Annotated in this window: 19 protein-coding genes; 12 read left to right on the top strand and 7 right to left on the bottom strand. The window is 71.0% G+C overall.

The window, feature by feature from the left end; genetic code table 11:
• Window positions 1-6: 6 nt before the first annotated feature.
• From ngcE to OIE67_RS36055, 5 genes are read left to right on the top strand one after another with little or no spacing between them, the layout of a single operon-like run.
• Complete coding sequence (ngcE, locus tag OIE67_RS36075) at window positions 7-1,419, top strand: N-acetylglucosamine/diacetylchitobiose ABC transporter substrate-binding protein (protein WP_326628927.1); 1,413 nt, start codon at window positions 7-9, stop codon at window positions 1,417-1,419.
• Window positions 1,419-2,330 (top strand): carbohydrate ABC transporter permease, encoded by a 912-nt coding sequence (locus OIE67_RS36070; protein WP_326628925.1) that lies wholly within the window; start codon window positions 1,419-1,421, stop codon window positions 2,328-2,330. The genes ngcE and OIE67_RS36070 overlap by 1 nt, the downstream gene beginning before the upstream one ends.
• Window positions 2,330-3,247, top strand: a complete 918-nt coding sequence (locus tag OIE67_RS36065) for a carbohydrate ABC transporter permease (RefSeq protein WP_326628923.1) — start codon at window positions 2,330-2,332, stop codon at window positions 3,245-3,247. Before OIE67_RS36070 ends, OIE67_RS36065 begins: the two co-directional genes overlap by 1 nt.
• 36 nt (window positions 3,248-3,283) lie before the next feature.
• Window positions 3,284-4,144, top strand: a complete 861-nt coding sequence (locus tag OIE67_RS36060) for a phosphotransferase family protein (protein ID WP_326628921.1) — start codon at window positions 3,284-3,286, stop codon at window positions 4,142-4,144.
• A gap of 55 nt (window positions 4,145-4,199) precedes the next feature.
• Window positions 4,200-4,754 (top strand): GNAT family N-acetyltransferase, encoded by a 555-nt coding sequence (locus OIE67_RS36055; RefSeq protein ID WP_326628919.1) that lies wholly within the window; start codon window positions 4,200-4,202, stop codon window positions 4,752-4,754.
• A gap of 38 nt (window positions 4,755-4,792) precedes the next feature.
• Here OIE67_RS36055 and metE read toward each other — a convergent pair whose 3' ends face one another.
• Window positions 4,793-6,952 carry a 5-methyltetrahydropteroyltriglutamate--homocysteine S-methyltransferase gene (gene metE / locus OIE67_RS36050; protein ID WP_326628917.1) on the bottom strand — a complete coding sequence of 720 codons (2,160 nt, stop codon included), beginning with the start codon at window positions 6,950-6,952 and terminating at the stop codon, window positions 4,793-4,795.
• A gap of 84 nt (window positions 6,953-7,036) precedes the next feature.
• On the opposite strand from metE, the gene OIE67_RS36045 reads away from it, so the two are divergent.
• Genes OIE67_RS36045 through OIE67_RS36035 form a run of 3 tightly spaced genes read left to right on the top strand, consistent with a single transcriptional unit; the run spans window position 7,037 to window position 9,252 of the window.
• Window positions 7,037-7,873 (top strand): LysR family transcriptional regulator, encoded by an 837-nt coding sequence (locus tag OIE67_RS36045; protein ID WP_326645564.1) that lies wholly within the window; start codon window positions 7,037-7,039, stop codon window positions 7,871-7,873.
• Window positions 7,874-7,918: 45 nt separating this feature from the next.
• Window positions 7,919-8,407 carry a hypothetical protein gene (locus tag OIE67_RS36040; protein WP_326628915.1) on the top strand — a complete coding sequence of 163 codons (489 nt, stop codon included), beginning with the start codon at window positions 7,919-7,921 and terminating at the stop codon, window positions 8,405-8,407.
• Entirely contained in the window at window positions 8,389-9,252 is an 864-nt protein-coding gene (locus tag OIE67_RS36035; protein WP_326628914.1) for an alpha/beta fold hydrolase, read from the top strand. Before OIE67_RS36040 ends, OIE67_RS36035 begins: the two co-directional genes overlap by 19 nt.
• Before the next feature lies 1 nt (window position 9,253).
• Here OIE67_RS36035 and OIE67_RS36030 read toward each other — a convergent pair whose 3' ends face one another.
• Together OIE67_RS36030 and OIE67_RS36025 are read right to left on the bottom strand one after the other, a co-directional pair.
• On the bottom strand, window positions 9,254-9,934 hold the full coding sequence (locus OIE67_RS36030; protein WP_326628912.1) for a DNA alkylation repair protein: 681 nt from the start codon (window positions 9,932-9,934) through the stop codon (window positions 9,254-9,256).
• Window positions 9,931-10,599, bottom strand: coding sequence for a TetR/AcrR family transcriptional regulator (locus OIE67_RS36025; protein ID WP_106235100.1), 669 nt, complete (start codon window positions 10,597-10,599; stop codon window positions 9,931-9,933). Before OIE67_RS36025 ends, OIE67_RS36030 begins: the two co-directional genes overlap by 4 nt.
• A 97-nt stretch (window positions 10,600-10,696) precedes the next feature.
• On the opposite strand from OIE67_RS36025, the gene OIE67_RS36020 reads away from it, so the two are divergent.
• Window positions 10,697-11,872 (top strand): acetyl-CoA C-acetyltransferase, encoded by a 1,176-nt coding sequence (locus tag OIE67_RS36020; RefSeq protein ID WP_326628909.1) that lies wholly within the window; start codon window positions 10,697-10,699, stop codon window positions 11,870-11,872.
• A 196-nt stretch (window positions 11,873-12,068) separates the two neighbouring features.
• On the opposite strand, the gene OIE67_RS36015 is transcribed toward OIE67_RS36020, so the two are convergent.
• On the bottom strand, window positions 12,069-12,404 hold the full coding sequence (locus OIE67_RS36015; RefSeq protein ID WP_326628907.1) for a putative quinol monooxygenase: 336 nt from the start codon (window positions 12,402-12,404) through the stop codon (window positions 12,069-12,071).
• A gap of 76 nt (window positions 12,405-12,480) precedes the next feature.
• Here OIE67_RS36015 and OIE67_RS36010 point away from each other — a divergent pair, with 76 nt between their 5' ends.
• From OIE67_RS36010 to OIE67_RS36000, 3 genes are all read left to right on the top strand, one after another.
• The gene (locus tag OIE67_RS36010) at window positions 12,481-12,816 is read left to right on the top strand and encodes an ArsR/SmtB family transcription factor (RefSeq protein WP_326628904.1); all 336 of its coding nucleotides are present in this window, start codon (window positions 12,481-12,483) and stop codon (window positions 12,814-12,816) included.
• An 84-nt stretch (window positions 12,817-12,900) separates the two neighbouring features.
• Window positions 12,901-14,379 carry a glycoside hydrolase family 3 protein gene (locus OIE67_RS36005; RefSeq protein ID WP_326628902.1) on the top strand — a complete coding sequence of 493 codons (1,479 nt, stop codon included), beginning with the start codon at window positions 12,901-12,903 and terminating at the stop codon, window positions 14,377-14,379.
• A 4-nt stretch (window positions 14,380-14,383) separates the two neighbouring features.
• A complete protein-coding gene (locus OIE67_RS36000) occupies window positions 14,384-15,055 on the top strand; it encodes a pentapeptide repeat-containing protein (RefSeq protein WP_326628900.1) in 672 nt (223 codons plus the stop codon).
• Between the two features lie 18 nt (window positions 15,056-15,073).
• Here the strand turns inward: OIE67_RS36000 and OIE67_RS35995 are convergent, their stop codons facing one another.
• The 3 genes from OIE67_RS35995 to OIE67_RS35985 are packed head-to-tail and all read right to left on the bottom strand — an operon-like array spanning window position 15,074 to window position 17,644.
• Entirely contained in the window at window positions 15,074-16,165 is a 1,092-nt protein-coding gene (locus OIE67_RS35995; RefSeq protein WP_326628898.1) for an NAD(P)H-dependent flavin oxidoreductase, read from the bottom strand.
• On the bottom strand, window positions 16,162-16,884 hold the full coding sequence (locus tag OIE67_RS35990) for a CoA-transferase subunit beta (RefSeq protein ID WP_326628896.1): 723 nt from the start codon (window positions 16,882-16,884) through the stop codon (window positions 16,162-16,164). Before OIE67_RS35990 ends, OIE67_RS35995 begins: the two co-directional genes overlap by 4 nt.
• The gene (locus tag OIE67_RS35985) at window positions 16,871-17,644 is read right to left on the bottom strand and encodes a CoA transferase subunit A (protein ID WP_326628895.1); all 774 of its coding nucleotides are present in this window, start codon (window positions 17,642-17,644) and stop codon (window positions 16,871-16,873) included. Before OIE67_RS35985 ends, OIE67_RS35990 begins: the two co-directional genes overlap by 14 nt.
• Between the last annotated feature and the right edge of the window lie 18 nt (window positions 17,645-17,662).

Raw genomic sequence — 17,662 nt, 5'->3', positions numbered from 1 at the left:
ACAGAAATGCCTAACACCCCCCATATCTCCAGGCGTGAGCTTCTGCGCGGCGCCGCGCTCGTCCCCGTGGCGGGGGCGCTGGCCGCGTGTGCCACGCCCGCGGCGCCTCCCGCGGCCTCCAGCTCGGCGGCTCCGGTGGCGACGAGCGCGGCCAACCCGTTCGGCGTGGCCGACGGCAAGCCGCTGGAGGTCTGGATCTTCGACGGCGGCTTCGGCCAGGACTACGCCAAGAACATCCACCAGCCGCTGTTCGCCTCCAAATACCCCAAGGTCGAGATCAAGCACAACTCGACCAAGGAGATCACCAAGGTGCTGCAGCCGCGCTTCGCCGGCGGCAACCCGCCCGAAGTGATCGACAACTCGGGCGCCAACTTCATCGACTTCGGCGCGCTCTCCCAGGACTCCCAGCTGCAGGACCTCACCGCCCTGCTCGACGCGCCCTCGTGGGACGACCCGAACGTCAAGGTCAGGGACACCATCGACCAGTCCGTGATCGACATCGGCACCTACGACGGCAAGTTCAGCGTCCTCGGTTACGTCAACTACATCCACGGCATCTGGTACTCGCAGAAGGCGTTCAAGGACAACGGCTGGGAGATCCCGAAGACCTGGGACGCGTTCCTGGCGCTCTGCGAGACCATCAAGAAGTCCGGCAAGATGGCGCCGTTCACCTACGCGGGCAAGTTCCCGCAGTACCTCTACGAGCCGCTGCTCACCATGGCCGCCAAGGTCGGCGGCAACGAGGTGCTGGTCAACATCGACAACCTGGAGGACGGCGCCTGGACCTCCGAGGCGATGAAGACCGCGGCCACGGCGTGGGCGGAGGTGGGCGCCAAATACCTCATGCAGGGCACCACCGGCCTCGACCACGTGCAGACGCAGACCGCCCAGAACAAGTACAAGGTGGCCATGCTGCCCTCCGGCTCCTGGCTGGAGAACGAGCAGAAGACGACCACGCCGGAGGACTTCGCGTACGGGATGTTCCCCATCCCCGACGTGACCGGCTCCGACAAGATGCCCTACGGCACCCTGCACACCCAGCCCGGCGAGAACTTCATCGTCTCGGCCAGGAGCCCGCACCCGCAGGCCGGCATGGAGTACCTGCGGGCCATGCTGTCGAAGAAGGCGGCCGGTGACTTCAGCGCGCTCGTCCGGACGATGACCGTGGTCAAGGGCGCCACCGAGGGCCGCGACATCTCGCCCGGCGTCACCAGCGCCTCCGCCGCGGTCGCCGCCGCGGGCGAGAACACCGTCTACTACCGCTGGTTCAACTGGTACGGCCCGCTCAAGGACGAGGCCATCGCCGCCACCGGCGAGCTCATGTCCGGCGGGCTGACCCCGGACAAGTACCTGGAGCGCATCCAGAAGAAGGCCGACGAGATCAAGAACGACTCCTCGATCAAGAAGTACAAGCGCTGATGTTGTTCAACAGGTATCGCCGCGGGCTGTTCATCACCTCGTTCCTGGCAGCCCCGGTGATCCTTTATCTGATCTACGTGATCGCGCCGTACCTCCAGGCGTTCTACATCGCGCTGACGGACTGGCGCGGGGTCACGGCCACGCCGAGGTTCATCGGCCTGGAGAACTTCCAGCGGCTCTTCGGCGACAGCAAGTTCTGGCAGGCCGTCACGCACAACGGCGCCCTGCTGGTGCTGCTGCCGCTGCTCACGATCGTGATCGCGCTGTTCTTCGCGTTCCTGCTGAACGTGGGCGGCGCCTCGGGCGTGAGCGGCATCCGCGGCTCGAAGTTCTACCGGGTGGTGTTCTTCTTCCCGCAGGTGCTGGCCGTGGCCGTGGTCGCGGTGCTGTTCCAGCAGGTGTTCCGGCCGGACGGCAGCGGCATGCTGAACGGCCCGCTGATGGCGCTCGGGGCGGACCCCATCGGGTTCCTGTCCGACCGGGACGTGGCGTTCTGGTCGGTGCTGGCGGTCATGGTCTGGCAGGCGGTCGGCTTCTACGTCGTGCTGTTCTCGGCCGGCCTGGCCAGCATTCCGAAGGACATGTTCGAGGCCGCGCAGATCGACGGAGCGGGCCGGCTGAGCCTGTTCTTCCGCATCACGCTGCCGCTGCTCTGGGACACCGTCCAGGTGGCCTGGGTCTACCTGGGCATCCTGGCCCTCGACGTGTTCGCGATCGTCTGGGTGATGACCCTGCAGCAGGGCGGCCCCGACAGCGCGACCACGGTCATGGCCGCCGAGATCTACCGCAGCGCTTTCGGCCACTTCCGCTTCGGCTACGCCTCGGCGATGGGTGTGGTGATGTTCTTCTTCACCGTCGGCTTCGCGATCCTCTCGCTTCGCCTGTCCCGGCGCGAACGAATCGAGTACTGATGACAACGATGATCTCGTGGACGGTGGCGAACTCGCGCAAGATCGCCCGTTCCGAGCGCAAGCGCCGGCTCGGCCCCCTGGGCATCTTGACCCACCTGGCGCTGCTGATCTGGACCCTGCTCGTGATGATCCCGATCCTGTGGACGTTCCTGGCCTCGGTCAAGAGCGAGGACGAGATCTTCAGCGACGCCTGGTCGCTGCCGGCCGCGCTGCGCTGGGACAACTTCGCCAGGGCCTGGGACCAGGTGCACATCGGCCAGTACATGCTCAACAGCATCGTCGTGGTGGCCTTCAGCACGTTCGGGACGATGCTCGTCGGGTCGATGGCGGCGTACGTGCTGGCCCGCTATCCCTTCAAGGGCAACCGGGCGATCTACTTCCTGTTCGTCTCCGGCCTGGCCTTCCCCGTCTACCTGGCGCTGACGCCGCTGTTCTTTGTCGTGCAGAACATGGGCAACCTGCCGCTGATCGGGCCGTTCATCGGCCTGAACACGCACGCGGGGCTGGTGCTGGTCTACATCGCGTACTCGATGCCGTTCACCGTCTTCTTCCTGTCGGCCTTCTTCCGCACGCTCCCGACGGCGGTGGGGGAGGCCGCGATGGTGGACGGCGCCTCGCACACGAGGGTCTTCTTCCAGATCATGCTGCCGATGGCCAGGCCCGGCATCATCAGCATCACGATCTTCAACATCCTGGGCCAGTGGAACCAGTACCAGTTGCCGCTGATCCTGCTCCAGGACCGGGAGAAGTGGGTGCTCACCATGGGCATCGCCGACATCTCCACGGCCGCCGGCTACGACCAGGACTGGTCGGCCATGTTCGCCGCGCTCACCCTGGCCATCCTGCCGATGCTGATCGTGTACACGGTGTTCCAGCGCCAGATCCAGTCCGGCCTGACCTCCGGTGCCCTGAAATAACGCGCACGCCGGATATATCCGGCTTAGGGTGCGGGTGTGACCGGCGACATTCACGCGCTGCTGGCTCGGCACCTGCCCGGCTACCGGGTGCGTTCCGTCCGGCGGCTCGGCACCGGCCTCGACAACTACGTGTCCGAGGTCAACGACGAGCTGCTGGTACGGCGGAGCAGGGTGAGCGAGCCGCGCAAGACCCGGCAGGAGGTCGCCCGCCTGGCGGCCGTCAGGGAGTTGTCCCCGCTGCCCGTGCCCGAGGTCGTCTTCTCCGACGAGGAGTCCGGCACGATCGCCTACCGCAAGCTCGCCGGCACCCCGCTCAACCTCCTGGAGGGCGACCCCGGCCTGCGGCCCCGGGAGCTGGCCGGGCCGCTGGGCGGCTTCCTCAGCGCGATCCACGGTGCCGAGCCCGCCCGGATGGAGGAGCTGGCGCCGCCGGACGCCTATCCGCTCCCGACGCTGCTCCAGGACGCCGAGCTCGACTACCGGGACGTGGAGCGGCACGTCCCCGAACACCAGCGCCCGCTGGTCGAGCGTTTCCTGCGGCAGCATCCGCCGGCCGAGCCGGGCCCGCCGCGCTTCTGCCACAACGACCTGGGCGCGGAGCACCTGCTGGTGGACGCGGACGGCGTCACGATCACGGGCGTCATCGACTGGACGGACGCCGCGATCACCGACCCGGCCCACGACTTCGCGCTCATCTACCGGGACCTGGGGCCGGAGGTCTTCGAGCTGACGGTGGCGCACTACGAGTTCGAGGTGACGGAGGAGGACCGGGCGCGGATCCTGTTCCACGCCAGGTGCGCGCTGATCGAGGACCTGGCGTACGGGGTGAGCATCGGCCCCCGCCACTACGCCGAGGCCGCCCTGGCCCACCTGCCCAGGACGTTCGCGTCGCCCTGAACCGCTTCTCGAAAACCGTTCGCCGGACCGTGACCTGATCTGCTTGGCTTCTGGCATGACATCGTCGGCCTGGGTGGGCGAGCGGGTCCGGCTGCGTGCCAAGGAGCCCGAGGACTGGGAGGCCTTCCACGCCTTCGACGAGGACTCCGACGCCGTACGCAGCGGCTGGCGGCTCACCCCGCCCGCCTCCGTCGCACGGGCGAAGAAGGCGGCGATCGAGCACGCCGAGGAGGAGCTCGACCTCGACGAGTTCTCCCTGGTCATCGCCACCAGAACGGACAACGCGCCGGTCGGGTCGATCAACACCCACGCGATCGACCGCGTCCACGGCACCTTCTCCTACGGCATCGCCGTCGGCACCCCGCACCACCGCAAGGGTTACGCGAGCGAGGCCATCGTGCTGACCCTGCGCTACATGTTCTTCGAGCGCCGCTTCCAGAAGGCGGAGGCCTGGGTCTACGGCTACAACGACGCCTCGCTCGCCCTCCACCGCCGGCTGGGCTTCGTCGAGGAGGGCCGCCGGCGCAGGAGTCACTACGCCGACGGCCGGTATCACGACGAGGTCCTGTTCGGCATGACGATCGAGGAGTACACCCAGCGTTACGCCTGAGCATGGCCGCCCGTCGCCCGTCGCCCGCCGCCCGGGGCTCAGGCGTTCAGCTCGGCCCTGATTCGGCGGGTGGCGCTCACCACGTTGGCCAGCGCGGCCTCGACCTGCTCGTACGTACGGGTCTTCAGCCCACAGTCCGGATTGACCCAGACCCGCTCCGCCGGCAGCGCCGCCACGGCCCCGCGCAGCAGCTCCTCGACCTCCTCGACGCCGGGCACCCGGGGCGAGTGGATGTCGTAGACCCCAGGGCCGAGCCCGCGCCCGAACGCCTGCACCGCCCCCAGGATCCGCGCCCCCGACCGGGCGGACTCGATCGTCGTGACGTCGGCGTCCAGGCCGTCGATGGCGGCCAGGATCTGATCGGCGTCCGAATAGCACAGGTGCGTATGGATCTGCGTGCGGTCGCTCGCCCCCGACGTGGCCCGCCGGTAGGCCGCCACCGCCCACTCCAGGTAGTCGTCCTGCGCCGCCCGCCGCAGCGGCAGCAGCTCGCGCAGCGCCGGCTCGTCCACCTGGACGACCGACAGCCCGGCCGCCTCCAGGTCGCGGACCTCCTCCCTGACGGCGTCGGCCACCTGGAACACCACGTCGCGCAGCGGCAGGTCGTCGCGGACGAAGGACCAGGCCACGATCGTGACCGGCCCGGTGAGCATGCCCTTGACCGGCCGTTCCGTGAGCGACTGGGCGTAGGTGGACCAGCGCACGGTGATCGGCCCGGGACGGCTCACGTCGCCGTGCAGGATCGGCGGGCGGGTGCAGCGCGAGCCGTACGACTGGACCCAGCCGTTCCTGGTGACCGCGAACCCGTCGAGGTGCTCGGCGAAGTACTGGACCATGTCGTTGCGCTCGGGCTCCCCGTGCACGAGGACGTCGAGGCCGAGCCGCTCCTGGAGCCGGATCGCCCGCTCGATCTCCGCCTCGACCCGGCGCTCGTACTCCTCCCGGGTCAGCGTGCCCGCCGTCACCGCCGCGCGGGCCGCGCGCAGCTCGCCGGTCTGCGGGAACGAGCCGATCGTGGTGGTCGGCAGCGTGGGCAGCCGCAGGTGCGCGGCCTGGGCGGCGGCACGCACCGCGTACGGGGCGCGCTCCTCGGCCATCACCGGCGCCGACAGAGCCACGGACGGCCCGGCCGGCACCGAGCCGCGGAAGTCGGCCCGCGCCAGCGCGACGACCTCGGCCACCTTCTCCTCCGCGAACGCCAGCCGCTCCCTCAGCTCAGGCGCCAGGTCCGGCTCGTCCGCGACCGAGTAGGGCACGTGCTGGAGCGAGCACGAGGTGGACACCACGACCTGCCCGGCGCGTACGGCGCCCAGGGCGGCCAGCGCGCGCTCCGGCGAGGTGCGCCACACGTCCCGCCCGGACACCACGCCCGCGACCACGGTCTTGCCACTCAGATCGACCCCGGGCACCCCGCCCCTGACCAGGTCGATCCCGACTGCCTCGACCGGCGTGGCGGCCAGCGCCGGCAGCGACTCCCCGAGGTCGCCGAAGTACGACGCCACGAACAGGGCGGGCCGCGGACCCAGGGCGCCCAGCCGTTCGTAGGCGGTCCTGACGGCGGCCAGCTCCTCCGGCGTCCTGTCGCCCACCAGCGCGGGCTCGTCGAGCTGCACCCACGCGACCCCCTCGGCCGCCAGCGCGGACAGTAGCTCCTCGTAGCAGGCCAGCGCCTCGTCCAGCCGGTCCAGGGCCGAGCCGAGCAGCAGGAACGTCACCGGGCCCACCACCACGGGCCGGGTCTCGTACCCGAGCGCCCGCGCCTGCCGCACCTCGGTCAGCGGCTTGGCGGCGTCCAGCTTGAACACGGTCTCCGGACCGATCTCCGGCACGATGTAGTGGTAGTTCGTGTCGAACCACTTCGTCATCCGCAGCGGCGCCAGCCCGTCGGTGCCCCTGGCCATCGCGAAGTAGGGGTCGGCCGCGTCGCGGTAGCGGGCCGGCACCGCGCCGAGCAGCACCGCCGTGTCCAGCACCTGGTCGTACAGCGAGAACGTGTTCGACGGGAGCCCTTCCAGGCCGAGCTCGGCCAGCCGGCGCCACGTGTGCTCCCTGATCTCGGCGCCTGCCTGGTCGAGCTCCGCCCGGGTCGCCCGCCCGTCCCAGTACGCCTCCAGCGCCCGCTTCAGCTCCCGTCGCGGGCCGATCCGCGGGTAGCCGAGCACCGTGGACGCAGGAAATTGCTGGATAAATGCGGACATGTTCGCTTGCTCCTTCGAGATCGTTCAGGTCGCTGGAATGCTGCCGACTGCCGGAACGTCGTGCACCATGGATAGGTGCTGCTTATGCTCAGGGAGATCCAGTGCTTCGCGCGTGTCGCGGAGCGGCTCAGCTTCTCGGCCGCCGCCGCCGACGTGGGGATGTCCCAGCCCGCCATGAGCCAGGCCATCACCCGGCTCGAACGTGCCACCGGGGTCAGGCTTTTCGAGCGGAGCGCCCGCGAGGTGCGGCTCACCGCCGAAGGCAAGGCACTGCTGGCGTACGCGGAGCAGGTGATCGACTCGGTCCAGGCGTTCGGCGCGGAGGCGGCCCGGCTGGCCCGGCCGACCATTCACCTGGCTTATCCACCTCTCGTCGGCACGCTGGCCGCCCGGATCGTCAGGCGGCTGGCGACGCGCACTCCCGCGGTCGGGGTCGAGCTGCGCGCCGCCGGGCGCGACGAGGCGGCGCGGGCGCTGGCGGACGGCGAGGTCTCGGCGGCCATCCTGGCCACCCCGGCGCCCGCCCGGTTCGTCACGGCGGCCCGATTCCACGTCACCGTCGACCATCTGGCCGTCCCCGCCGGCCACCGCCTGGCCTCCGCCCTGAAGGTGGGCCCGGCCGAACTGGCCGGCCAGGTGCTCATGACTCCCGGCAGCCGCCCGTGGCAGGGGCTGCCGGGTCGTTCCCGCCTGGTGCCCGACGACTTCACCGCCGCCCTCGACCTGGTGGCCGCGGGGGCGGGCCTGCTGCCCATCCCGCAGCTCATGGTCAGAACGATCAGGCGGGACGACGTCCGCTTCGTCCCGCTGGAGGCGGGCGACCTGCGGATCACGTACGCCCTGGCCTGGTCGAAGGAACGGGTCACCCCAGAACTGATGGCCCTGGTTCAGGCCGTCCAGGACGCCCTCTGGACGAGGTGAGCGCTACTTGACGCCACTGGGCAAGTACTTGCTATCTTGTGTCAAGTGACGACCACGGAAGACCACGTCGAGCTGGTGGCCGAGCTGGTGCGGCTGCTGGAGACGCGCATTCTCGACCCGCTGGAGATCCTGCTGACCTCCGACGAGCTGCTGAGCCCGATCAGGGCGCGGCTGCGCGTGGAGGCCGAGGTGTGGGCCGCGCAGCTGCTGGGCCCCGACCGGGGGCGGGCCACCGCGACCGCGGCCAGGCTCATCGGCGTGCTCTTCCCCGGCGACGGGCCCTTCGATCCACCCGAGTCGTGGTGGCGCAGCGCGCTGGGCCGGGCCGTGGCCCGCACGGCCGGGCACCCCACGGCGGCGGCGGTGCCGTACGCCACGGCGGGCGCGATGCTCGGCATCACCCGGCAGGGCGTGCACGACCTGGTCAAACGAGGCAAGCTCGACCGGCACCCCGACGGCGGCGTCACCACCTCCTCCATCCGCGACCGGCTCAACCGACCTCAGGAGAGCATCCCGTGGCACCGCAAGACCTGATCATCGACGATCGCCCCGTCCACCTGGCCGTCCGCGACCACGGCGGCGACGGGCCTCCCGTGCTGCTGCTGCACGGCCTCGGCGGCACCCTGCTGCACTGGGACGCCGTCGCGCCGCTGCTCACCGGCTCCTGCCGCGTCGTCGCGATGGACCTGCGCGGCCACGGCCGCTCGGGCGACGGCCCGTGGGACTGGGAGGCCGCCCTCGACGACGTACAGGCGGTCGTCGACCACCTCGGCCTGGACACGCCCCTGGTGGCCGGACACTCACTCGGCGGCATGATCGCGATCCGCTGGGGCCTGCGCCGTCCGGACGGCCCGGGGATCGTGAACCTCGACGGCCTGCGCTCGGCAGAGACCGCGCCGCGCCACTACGCCGGCCTGGCGGAGGACGAGCTGACCGCGTTGCTGGGGGAGATGAAGGCCGTCTTCGACGCCCAGGCGGCGGCGATGGCCCAGCCGCTGCCCGAGGCGCACGTCGCGATGTTCCCCGAGCGGGCGCTGCGTCACACGGCCGACGGCGTCTACGCGCGCCCCGACGCCGAGCTGGCCGCGCGGATCAGGTACGACCCGCACTTCCAGGACAGCGTCCCCGCCGTGGCGGACCTGCGCTGCCCGGCCCTGTTCGTGCTGGCCACCAGGAACCTGCCGGGGCTGCCCGGCCGGGTCGGCGACCTCATGCCGGCGCTGCGCGCGGGCATCCGCCGCGACCTGACGGCGCTCACCGCCGACCGGCCGCACCTGCGTGTGCTCGAACTGGACGCCAGTCACAACATGGTCGCCGAGCAGCCCGAGCGCGTCGCCGAAGCGGTGCTCTCCCTGCGGACACAGCCCACCGGGGCCTGAGCTAGTGGGCCGGCAGGTTCTTGAGCGCCTCGCGGCGGCTGAGCCCCGAGATGCCCTTGGCCTTCACGTAGCGGATCACCTCGCCGGGATTGGTCTTGGCGAACTCGCGTAAGGCCCAGCCGATCGCCTTGCGGGCGAAGAAGTCGTTGTCCGACAGACTCGGCTCGATGCACGCGTAGAGCAAGGCCGTGTCCGTACGGGACCTGAACCGGTTCTGGCACAGGATGGCCGTGCGCCGCTTCCACAGGTCGTCGTCGTGCGCCCACTCCAGCATGAGCGGCCGCATCGAGTCGGGATAGACGGTCAGCAGCCCGCCGACGCGGTGGGTGGCCAGCTCGTCGACCAGGTCCCACCACGCCCCGGAGACGATCATCTCCTCGTACATCGGCACGGTATAGAGGGTCTGGTACTCCCGGTAGAGGTGGTAGCCGGACAGCTCGACGGCGGCGTAGCGCTCCTCGCGGTATTCGGCCTCGCGCCACAGCGACAGCACCGCGCGCCGCCACTCGGGCGCGCTGTCCAGCCGGTGCTCGGCGAACACCCTCCGCAGCACCGCCCGCCGGGGGACCGCCTGGACGCCGAGGAAGGGCATGGTGGACCTCATGTAGGCGCGCATGGTCTCGGCCTTGGCGGGCTCGGCCGCCTCCTCCAGCGCCAGGCGCACCGCCTTGCCGAGGCTCATCCCTTTTGGGTGGTGCGCTCGCCCGTGGCGAGCCCGTCGAAGAGCACGGTGATGTAGTGCTCCGCCAGGCCGGTCGTGTTGAGCCGGCCGCCGGGTCGGAACCAGCGCACCGCCACCCAGATCGTGTCCCTGATCATCCGGTAGGTCAGCTTGGGGTCGACGTCGGCCCGGAACAGCCCCGCCGCCTGACCCGCCTTGATCTGCGACACCCAGATCTGCTCGACCTCGTCCTCGGCCTTGACCAGGTAGTTGAAGCGCTCGAACTGACGCAGGTAGTTCCAGTCGTTCTGCATCACCGTGATGGCGGCGCGGTGGGGCTCCAGCGTGCCGAAGCCGATGCGGACCATCTCCGACAGCACGGTGCGGGGGTCGGCCTTGGTGTCGAGGGCGGCGCGGTAGCGGGCGATCAGGTCGTCGAGGAAGGTGGAGAGCACCTCGTCGACGATCGTCTCCTTGGAGTCGAAGTGGTGGTAGAGACTTCCCGACAGGATGCCCGCCTCGTCGGCGATCTCGCGTACGGTCGTGGCCTGGAAGCCCTTGCGCGCGAAGAGCTCCGCAGCGAGCTTGACGAGGTGGTCGCGACGCTCGGACGCGGGCCCCGATGAGGTCGCGCGCTGGCGCTTGGCCGGGGCGGCGGTGGTGCCGGAGTTCTTTCGCGTGGTCACGAGACCATTATGAGCCATCGGACAATCGCTTGTTCACCTTACCGGCCCAGCTCATGCGGCATTCCCGTACATACCAAGCGCTTGCTACGATACCGGGATGAGTGAGGCGTACATCGTCGGCGCCGTCCGCACGCCCGTCGGGCGCAGGAACGGCGGGCTGGCCGGAGCTCACCCCGCCGACCTCGGCGCGCACGTGCTCAGGGAGCTGATGTACCGCGCCGACGCCGACCCGTCCGCCGTGGAAGACGTGATCTTCGGCTGCGTGGACACGATCGGCCCCCAGGCCGGCGACGTCGCCCGCACCTGCTGGCTCGCGGCGGGCCTGCCGGAGGAGGTGCCGGGCGTCACGATCGACCGCCAGTGCGGCTCCTCCCAGCAGGCGCTGCACTTCGCCGCCCAGGCCGTGCTGTCCGGCACGAACGACCTGGTGGTGGCCGGCGGCGTGCAGAACATGAGCATGATCCCCATCTCCTCCGCGATGCTCGCCGGCCGGCCGCTCGGGCATGAGACGCCGTTCTCCGGTTCCAAGGGCTGGACGGAGCGGTACGGCACCCAGGAGGTCTCCCAGTTCACCGGCGCCGAGATGATCGCCGCGCGCTGGGGCATCTCACGCGAGGAGATGGAACGGTACGCGTACGAGTCGCACCGCAGGGCCCTGCACGCCATCGACGCGGGGCACTTCGGCCGCGAGATCACCCCCTTCGAGGGCGTCGCCGTGGACGAGGGCCCGCGCAGGGACACCACCCGCGAGCGGATGGCCGCGCTCAAGCCCTTGACAGACGGCGGCCGCCTGACCGCCGCCCTCGCCTCCCAGATCTCCGACGGCGCCGCCGCCCTGCTCGTCGCCTCGCCGCGCGCGGTGCGCGAGCACGGCCTGACGCCGCGCGCCCGCGTGCACCACCTGTCGGCGCGCGGCGACGACCCGATCATGATGCTCTCCGCCCCCATCCCCGCCACCGTGCACGCGCTCGGGATGACCGGCCTGTCCATCGGGGACTTCGACGCGATCGAGATCAACGAGGCGTTCGCCTCCGTCGTGCTGGCCTGGATCCAGGAGACCGGCGCCGACCCCGCCAAGGTCAACCCGAACGGCGGCTCCATCGCGCTCGGCCACCCGCTCGGCGCGACCGGCGCCGTGCTGGCGGTCAAGCTGCTGCACGAGCTGGAGCGGACCGGCGGCAGGTACGGCCTGCTCACCATGTGCGAGGGCGGCGGCCAGGCGAACGTCACGGTCATCGAGCGTCTCTCCACCCCCGGCCCCGAATCGCCCTGACAGGCCGGGGCGCGAAAGCGGAGGATCGCCGAGTCCCGCCTGAGCCGGGCGGATGCCGAGCCGGGCGAATCAGTAGTGCGGTGACCGGAAAGGTTCACCGGGTTGGGGGACGGCGAATCTCCACGCTTGGGTGTTCGCTTCGGTGAGCGTTCAGGGGGACCACGTTGGCGGCCTGCGCGTTCCAGAAGCGATCGCGCTACGCGTCCTGCTGTGGTGAGTCGGCCGGAGCGTTCGCGGTGAGAGGCGTCAACCAGTGGATCTCCAGGTCCTCGCGCAGGTAGTTCATGCGAGTTTTCTGGAACTGGACGAGGTTGGGCTGGGCGAGGTGATTGCGCAGGTCGTCCCCCGAACGCCACAGCTCGTAGAAGACCAGCGTGGTGGGGTCGGAGGCATCGCGATGGACCTGGTACTGCCAGGCGCCCGGCTCGGCACGAGTCGGCTCGACGAACGAAAGGAGCAGGCTTTCCAGCTCCTGGGCGCGTTCCGGGCGGGGGCGGGCGTATCCGTAGATGCCGATGGGGCCGCTTCCCACAGGTATGACGATATTCATACCTGTGGAGGCTAGCCACGCCCGAGGTATGATGCAAGTCGTACCTGAAGGAGGAGATATGGAGCTCGGCAAAGTGCTCGCCGCGCTCGCCGACGACTCCCGGCGGCGCATGGTGGCCGAGCTCGCGGCCGATCCCAAGGATCAGGAGCGGGCATGCGGGTCCTTCGACCTGCCGGTGAAAAAGGCCACACGAACCCATCACTTCCGGGTTCTGCGGGAGGCCGGCCTGGTCGCGCAGCGCGATCATGGCAACGGGAGCACGTTGAGGCTGCTCAGGAAGGACATCGAGCAGCACTATCCCGGCCTGCTACAGCTACTCGTCGCCGAACTCGGCGCGGTGAACCCTTCCGGTCACAGCACTAGCCGGGCGGGTCATGAGCCGGGCTCGCCATGAGCCGGGTCTGTCATCATTAGGAAACGGGCTGACGTCAGAAAATGCCTCTAGCAAATAGGAAACTTTCCTATTAGATTGCAGACCATGCCCCTGAGCGGTGACCTGCTTCGCCTCGCCGACGCCGTCCTCTTCCCCGGTTTCACCGGACACGCCCCTCCCGACTGGATCCGCCGCCGGCTCGGCGCGGGGCTGGCCGGAGTGGCGCTGTTCTCGCGCAACATCGCCGACCCCGCCCAGGTGGCCCGGCTCACCGCCGCCCTGCGCGCGGAGAACCCCGAGGTGCTCGTCGGCACCGACGAGGAGTCCGGCGAGGTCACCAGGCTGGAGGCGGACACCGGCAGCAGCCGCCCCGGCGGCTACGCGCTCGGCGTCGTGGACGACGTGGACCTCACCGAGTCGCTGGCCGCCGGCCTCGGCGCGGACCTGTCCAGGGCGGGGATCTCGCTCGACTTCGCCCCCTCCGCCGACGTCAACTCCAACCCGGACAACCCGGTCATCGGGCTCAGGGCCTTCGGCGCGGACCCGGCGCTGGTCGCCCGGCACACCAGGGCGTTCGTCCGCGGGCTGCAGTCGGCCGGGGTGGCCGCCTGCGCCAAGCACTTCCCCGGGCACGGGGACACCTCCGTGGACTCGCACCACGGGATGCCGGTCGTCGCCGAGAGCGGGATCGAGGAGGCGCTGTTCCCTTTTCGCGAGGCCATCGCCGAAGGGGTCAAGGCGGTCATGACCGGCCACCTCCTGGTGCCGTCGTACGACGCGGAACTGCCCGCCACGCTCAGCCCCAAGGTGCTCACCGGGCTGCTGCGGGAGGAGCTCGGCTTCGACGGGATGATCATCACTGACGGCATCGAGATGGCCGCCGTGGCGGGCACGTACGGGATCGGGGGCGCCTCCGCCCGCGCCCTGGCCGCCGGCGCCGATGCCGTCTGCGTCGGCGGCGAGCACGCCGACGAGGCCACCGCGGCCGGGATCCGCGACGCGATCGCGGCGGCGGTGACCACCGGGCTGCTGCCCGAGGAGCGACTGGCGCAGGCCGCTCGTAGGGTCCGCGAGCTGGCCACGTGGGCCGCCTCCTCGGGCAGTCAGGACCCCGCCGACGGCCAGGTCGGCCTGGCCGCGGCCCGCCGGGCGATCCGCGTCACCCGCCGCTCCACCGCGGCCGTGCTCCCGCTCGGTCCAGAGCCCTGCGTGGTGGAGCTGGCGCCGGAGATGAACCTGGCCATCGACAGGAAGACCCCGTGGGGCGTCGGCGAGCCGCTGAGCCGCCTGCGTCCCGGCACCTCCACCGTCCGCCTGACGGCGGGCCGAAGCACCGGCCCCGAGCTGGAACGGGTGCTCGGCCAGGCCGCGGGCCGCCCCCTGGTCGTGGTGGTCAGGGACGTGCACCGTCACCGCTGGCAGTCCGAGGCCCTGAGACACCTGCTCAGCGCCCGCCCCGACACCGTGGTCGTGGAGATGGGCCTGCCCGCCAGGTCCGACCTGGGCGCCGTGCACATCGCCACGTACGGTTCGGCTCGGGTCTGCGGCCAGGCCGCGGCGGAGGCGCTGACCGGTAGTCTCTGAGATCGTGAACTTCGACGGCGAGGACCTCTCGCACAAGGCGCTGGGCGACCGGCTGCCCCAGGGGGAGACCCACGTCTTCCGCGAGTGCGACCTGACGGAGACCGACCTGTGGGGCGCCTCGCTGGCCGGGGCGCGGTTCGAGTCGTGCGTGCTGGAGCAGACCGACTTCCGCAAGGCCGACCTCGACGGGGCGGTGTTCAAGGGCGGCGGCGGGATGCGGATCAGGTTCAGCGACGCCGACCTCATCGACGCGACCTTCACCGACGTGGACCTGTCGTCGGCCCAGTTCGGCGGCGCGCTGCTGACCGACGTCTCCTTCACCGGCTGCCGCATGATCGGCGCCTCGCTGACCGGCTCCAGGGGCACCGGCTTCAAGGTCGCGCGCTCCAACCTGACCCTGGCCAACCTCGGCGGCTGCTCGCTGCGCGGCGAGGTGATCGAGGGCGTGCGCTTCGACGACGCCGACCTGTCCGGCTGCGACTTCACCCAGGCCACGTTGAGCGACTGCCGGCTCATCGGCGCGCGGCTGCTGCTGACCAAGTTCCAGCAGGCCGACCTGCGCGGGGCCGACCTGGGGCAGCCGGACGACGACAGGCTGCGCGCGTTCGCCGGAGCCGTCATCAACCAGACGCAGGCCAACGCCATCCTCGCCGCCCGCGGCATCACGGTCCTGTAGCCGCCGCGTCGTACGGCATCACCGTCCTGCAGCCGCCTCGTCCGGCCGTGCCGCACGGTGCGGCGTCTCGTCCTGCCGGGGCGCGTGCGCGGGCAGGCGGGACAGGGTCGCCTCCGCCTCCGTCATGACGCGTTCGATCAGCTCGCGGCAGGACGGCAGGTCGTCGATCACCGTGACCACCTGCCCCGAGGCCATCACCCCCAGGTCCACCCGGCCCTCCACCATGGCCGCCCGCAGCAGCACCGGCGTGTTCGCCGCCTGCAGCACCTGCGCCCACGTCAGCTCGCGGCCCCGCCGCATCCGCCGTCCCTCGCGCAGCATCGACCGCCAGGACAGCCCCGACAGCCGCTTGAACCTGGCCCCGTTCACCACCGCCCTGACCAGGCGGGAACGTTCGAGCGAGGCCACGAACGGCGTGTTCAGCACCCGGTGCGGCACCCCGTCCACGTCGCGGGTCACCACGGTCTCCCGCGCCGCCAGGTAGAACCGCTTCACCTCGTCGGGCACGGGCGAGTCGGCGGTCAGCAGGAACCGGGTGCCCATGGCGATCCCGCAGGCGCCGTACGCCAGCGCCGCCACCAGCCCCCGCCCGTCGAAGAAGCCGCCCGCCGCGATCACCGGGATGTCCACCGCGTCCACGACCTGCGGCAGCAGCAGGGTGGTCGCCACCGGCCCGGTGTGCCCTCCGCCCTCTCCGCCCTGCACGATCACCGCGTCGGCCCCCCACTCCGCCACCTTCGCCGCGTGCCGGCGCGCCCCCACCGACGGGATCGTCACCACGCCCGCGTCCTTGAGCCGGGCGATCAGCTCACGGCGCGGCGCCAGGGCGAACGACGCCACCCGCACGCCCTCCCTGATCAGCACCTCGATCCTGGCGGCCGCGTCGTCGGCGTCGGCGCGCAGGTTCACTCCGAAGGGGGCGTCCGTCCGCTCCTTGACCCGCCTGATCGCCGCGGTCATCTCCGGCACCGACATAGTGGCCGACCCGATGATGCCCAGGCCGCCCGCCGCCGACGTGGCCGCGGCCAGCCGGGCCCCGGCGACGTACCCCATGCCGGTCTGCACGATCGGATGCCGGCAGCCGACCAGCGACGTCAGCGCGGTCCTCAACCGGCCACCTCCCGCTCGCGCAGGCGGCCGGGGTCGAGGCGGTCGAGCACGCGCAGCTCCTCCTCGGTCGGCTCCCGCGTACGGGGGACGTCGTCGCCTGCGCCGGCCAGCTCGAACCCGGTCGCGGCCACCACGTCGGCCACGCTGACCCCCGGATGCACCGACACCAGCCGCATCGCCCCGCCGGGCCCGCCGAGGTCGAGCACGGCCAGGTTCGTCACCACCCGGCGCAGCTCGTACGCGCCCCTGTCGGTGCCGAGCCCGCTGACCATGTCCACCTCGGGCACGAACACCCTGGCCGAGTGCTTGGGGATCCAGTAACTCGTCGGGTCGCAGCGCGTGTTCCCCGGGGCGCCGCGCACGCCGAGCAACTGCGCCTTCGGCCTGGCCCAGTCGCCGACGCAGGAGATGTTCGTGTTGCCGTGCCGGTCGATCTGGCTGGCCCCGAGCATGACGTGCCGCCGCCCGTTCAGCACCAGCCACAGGTGCTCACGGAAGGGCAGCCACCCCTCCACCACCTGCGGCGTCTCGCCGAGCGCGGGCACGTCGCCGGTGAGCAGGCAGACGCCGTCGTGGGTGAGCAGGTCCGGCTCGAACGTCAGCCGGGCCAGCCGCGCGGCCAGCACCGTGACCGCCCCGCCGATCCCGGCCGCGAGGATCTCCCCGTCACCTCTGAACGCCTCCGCGCAGGCCACCACGCACACGTCAGCCCTGCTCACGGAAGTCCTCCCACGGGGTCTCCACGTACCGTCGCTGCTCGGCCTCGTCGCGGCCGTAGTCGGGCTCGCACGAGGTGAACCCGGCGCCGCCCGGCGCCTCCACCACGCCCGCCACCATCGAGCGGCTGATCAGCAACGACTGCACCGGCCCCTCCTTCAGCAGATCGGCCGGGTCCACCAGCCGCTCGCACGAGACGTAGCAGCGCCCGGCGGCCTTGGCGTAGAGGTCGTCGAAGTACGGGTCGGGACCCAGGTACTGGGCGTTGCCCCGTGCGTCGGCCCGGTTCACGTGCACGAGCGCCACGTCGGGCGTCAGCGCCGGCACCGCGACCAGCTCCTCCCCGTCCCCGTACGGCGAGCGCACGGTCCGCAGCTCCGGATTGACCCGCATCACGTCTGAGCCCAGCCCCGCCCGCGTCGGCAGGAACGGCAGCCGGTGCGCCCCGGCCAGCAGGCCGAACATGAACATGCCCTCGTCGTACTCGGTGAACTCGATCGCCCCCGTCTGGCGGGCCCTTCTGAAGTGCGGTTCGAGGGGGATGGAGTCGAGCGTCACGAACGGGGCCACGACCCTGCGCACCTTTCCGGCCGCGCACAACATGCCGACGTCGGGGCCGCCGTACGAGATGATCGTGAGGTCGCGGACGGGGGAGCGGAGCAGGGCGCGGACCAGGGCCATGGGCTTGCGGCGCGAGCCCCAGCCGCCGATCCCGACCGCCATCCCGCTCTCCACGGACGCGGCCACCTGCTCGGCCGTCATCACCTTGCTCCCCCTACG

The organism is Nonomuraea fuscirosea, from assembly GCF_035917475.1.
Lineage (GTDB): Bacteria > Actinomycetota > Actinomycetes > Streptosporangiales > Streptosporangiaceae > Nonomuraea > Nonomuraea fuscirosea.
This window is presented reverse-complemented; position numbering and strand designations above follow the sequence as displayed.

Bases quoted from the DNA above. Each gene is read 5' to 3' on its own strand.
- ngcE (WP_326628927.1), top strand. From the start codon at position 7: ATGCCTAACACCCCCCATATCTCCAGGCGTGAGCTTCTGCGCGGCGCC.
- OIE67_RS36070 (WP_326628925.1), top strand. From the start codon at position 1,419: ATGTTGTTCAACAGGTATCGCCGCGGGCTGTTCATCACCTCGTTCCTG.
- OIE67_RS36065 (WP_326628923.1), top strand. From the start codon at position 2,330: ATGACAACGATGATCTCGTGGACGGTGGCGAACTCGCGCAAGATCGCC.
- OIE67_RS36055 (WP_326628919.1), top strand. From the start codon at position 4,200: ATGACATCGTCGGCCTGGGTGGGCGAGCGGGTCCGGCTGCGTGCCAAG.
- metE (WP_326628917.1), bottom strand. From the start codon at position 6,952: ATGTCCGCATTTATCCAGCAATTTCCTGCGTCCACGGTGCTCGGCTAC.
- OIE67_RS36045 (WP_326645564.1), top strand. From the start codon at position 7,037: ATGCTCAGGGAGATCCAGTGCTTCGCGCGTGTCGCGGAGCGGCTCAGC.
- OIE67_RS36030 (WP_326628912.1), bottom strand. From the start codon at position 9,934: ATGAGCCTCGGCAAGGCGGTGCGCCTGGCGCTGGAGGAGGCGGCCGAG.
- OIE67_RS36020 (WP_326628909.1), top strand. From the start codon at position 10,697: ATGAGTGAGGCGTACATCGTCGGCGCCGTCCGCACGCCCGTCGGGCGC.
- OIE67_RS36010 (WP_326628904.1), top strand. From the start codon at position 12,481: ATGGAGCTCGGCAAAGTGCTCGCCGCGCTCGCCGACGACTCCCGGCGG.
- OIE67_RS36005 (WP_326628902.1), top strand. From the start codon at position 12,901: ATGCCCCTGAGCGGTGACCTGCTTCGCCTCGCCGACGCCGTCCTCTTC.
- OIE67_RS35985 (WP_326628895.1), bottom strand. From the start codon at position 17,644: ATGACGGCCGAGCAGGTGGCCGCGTCCGTGGAGAGCGGGATGGCGGTC.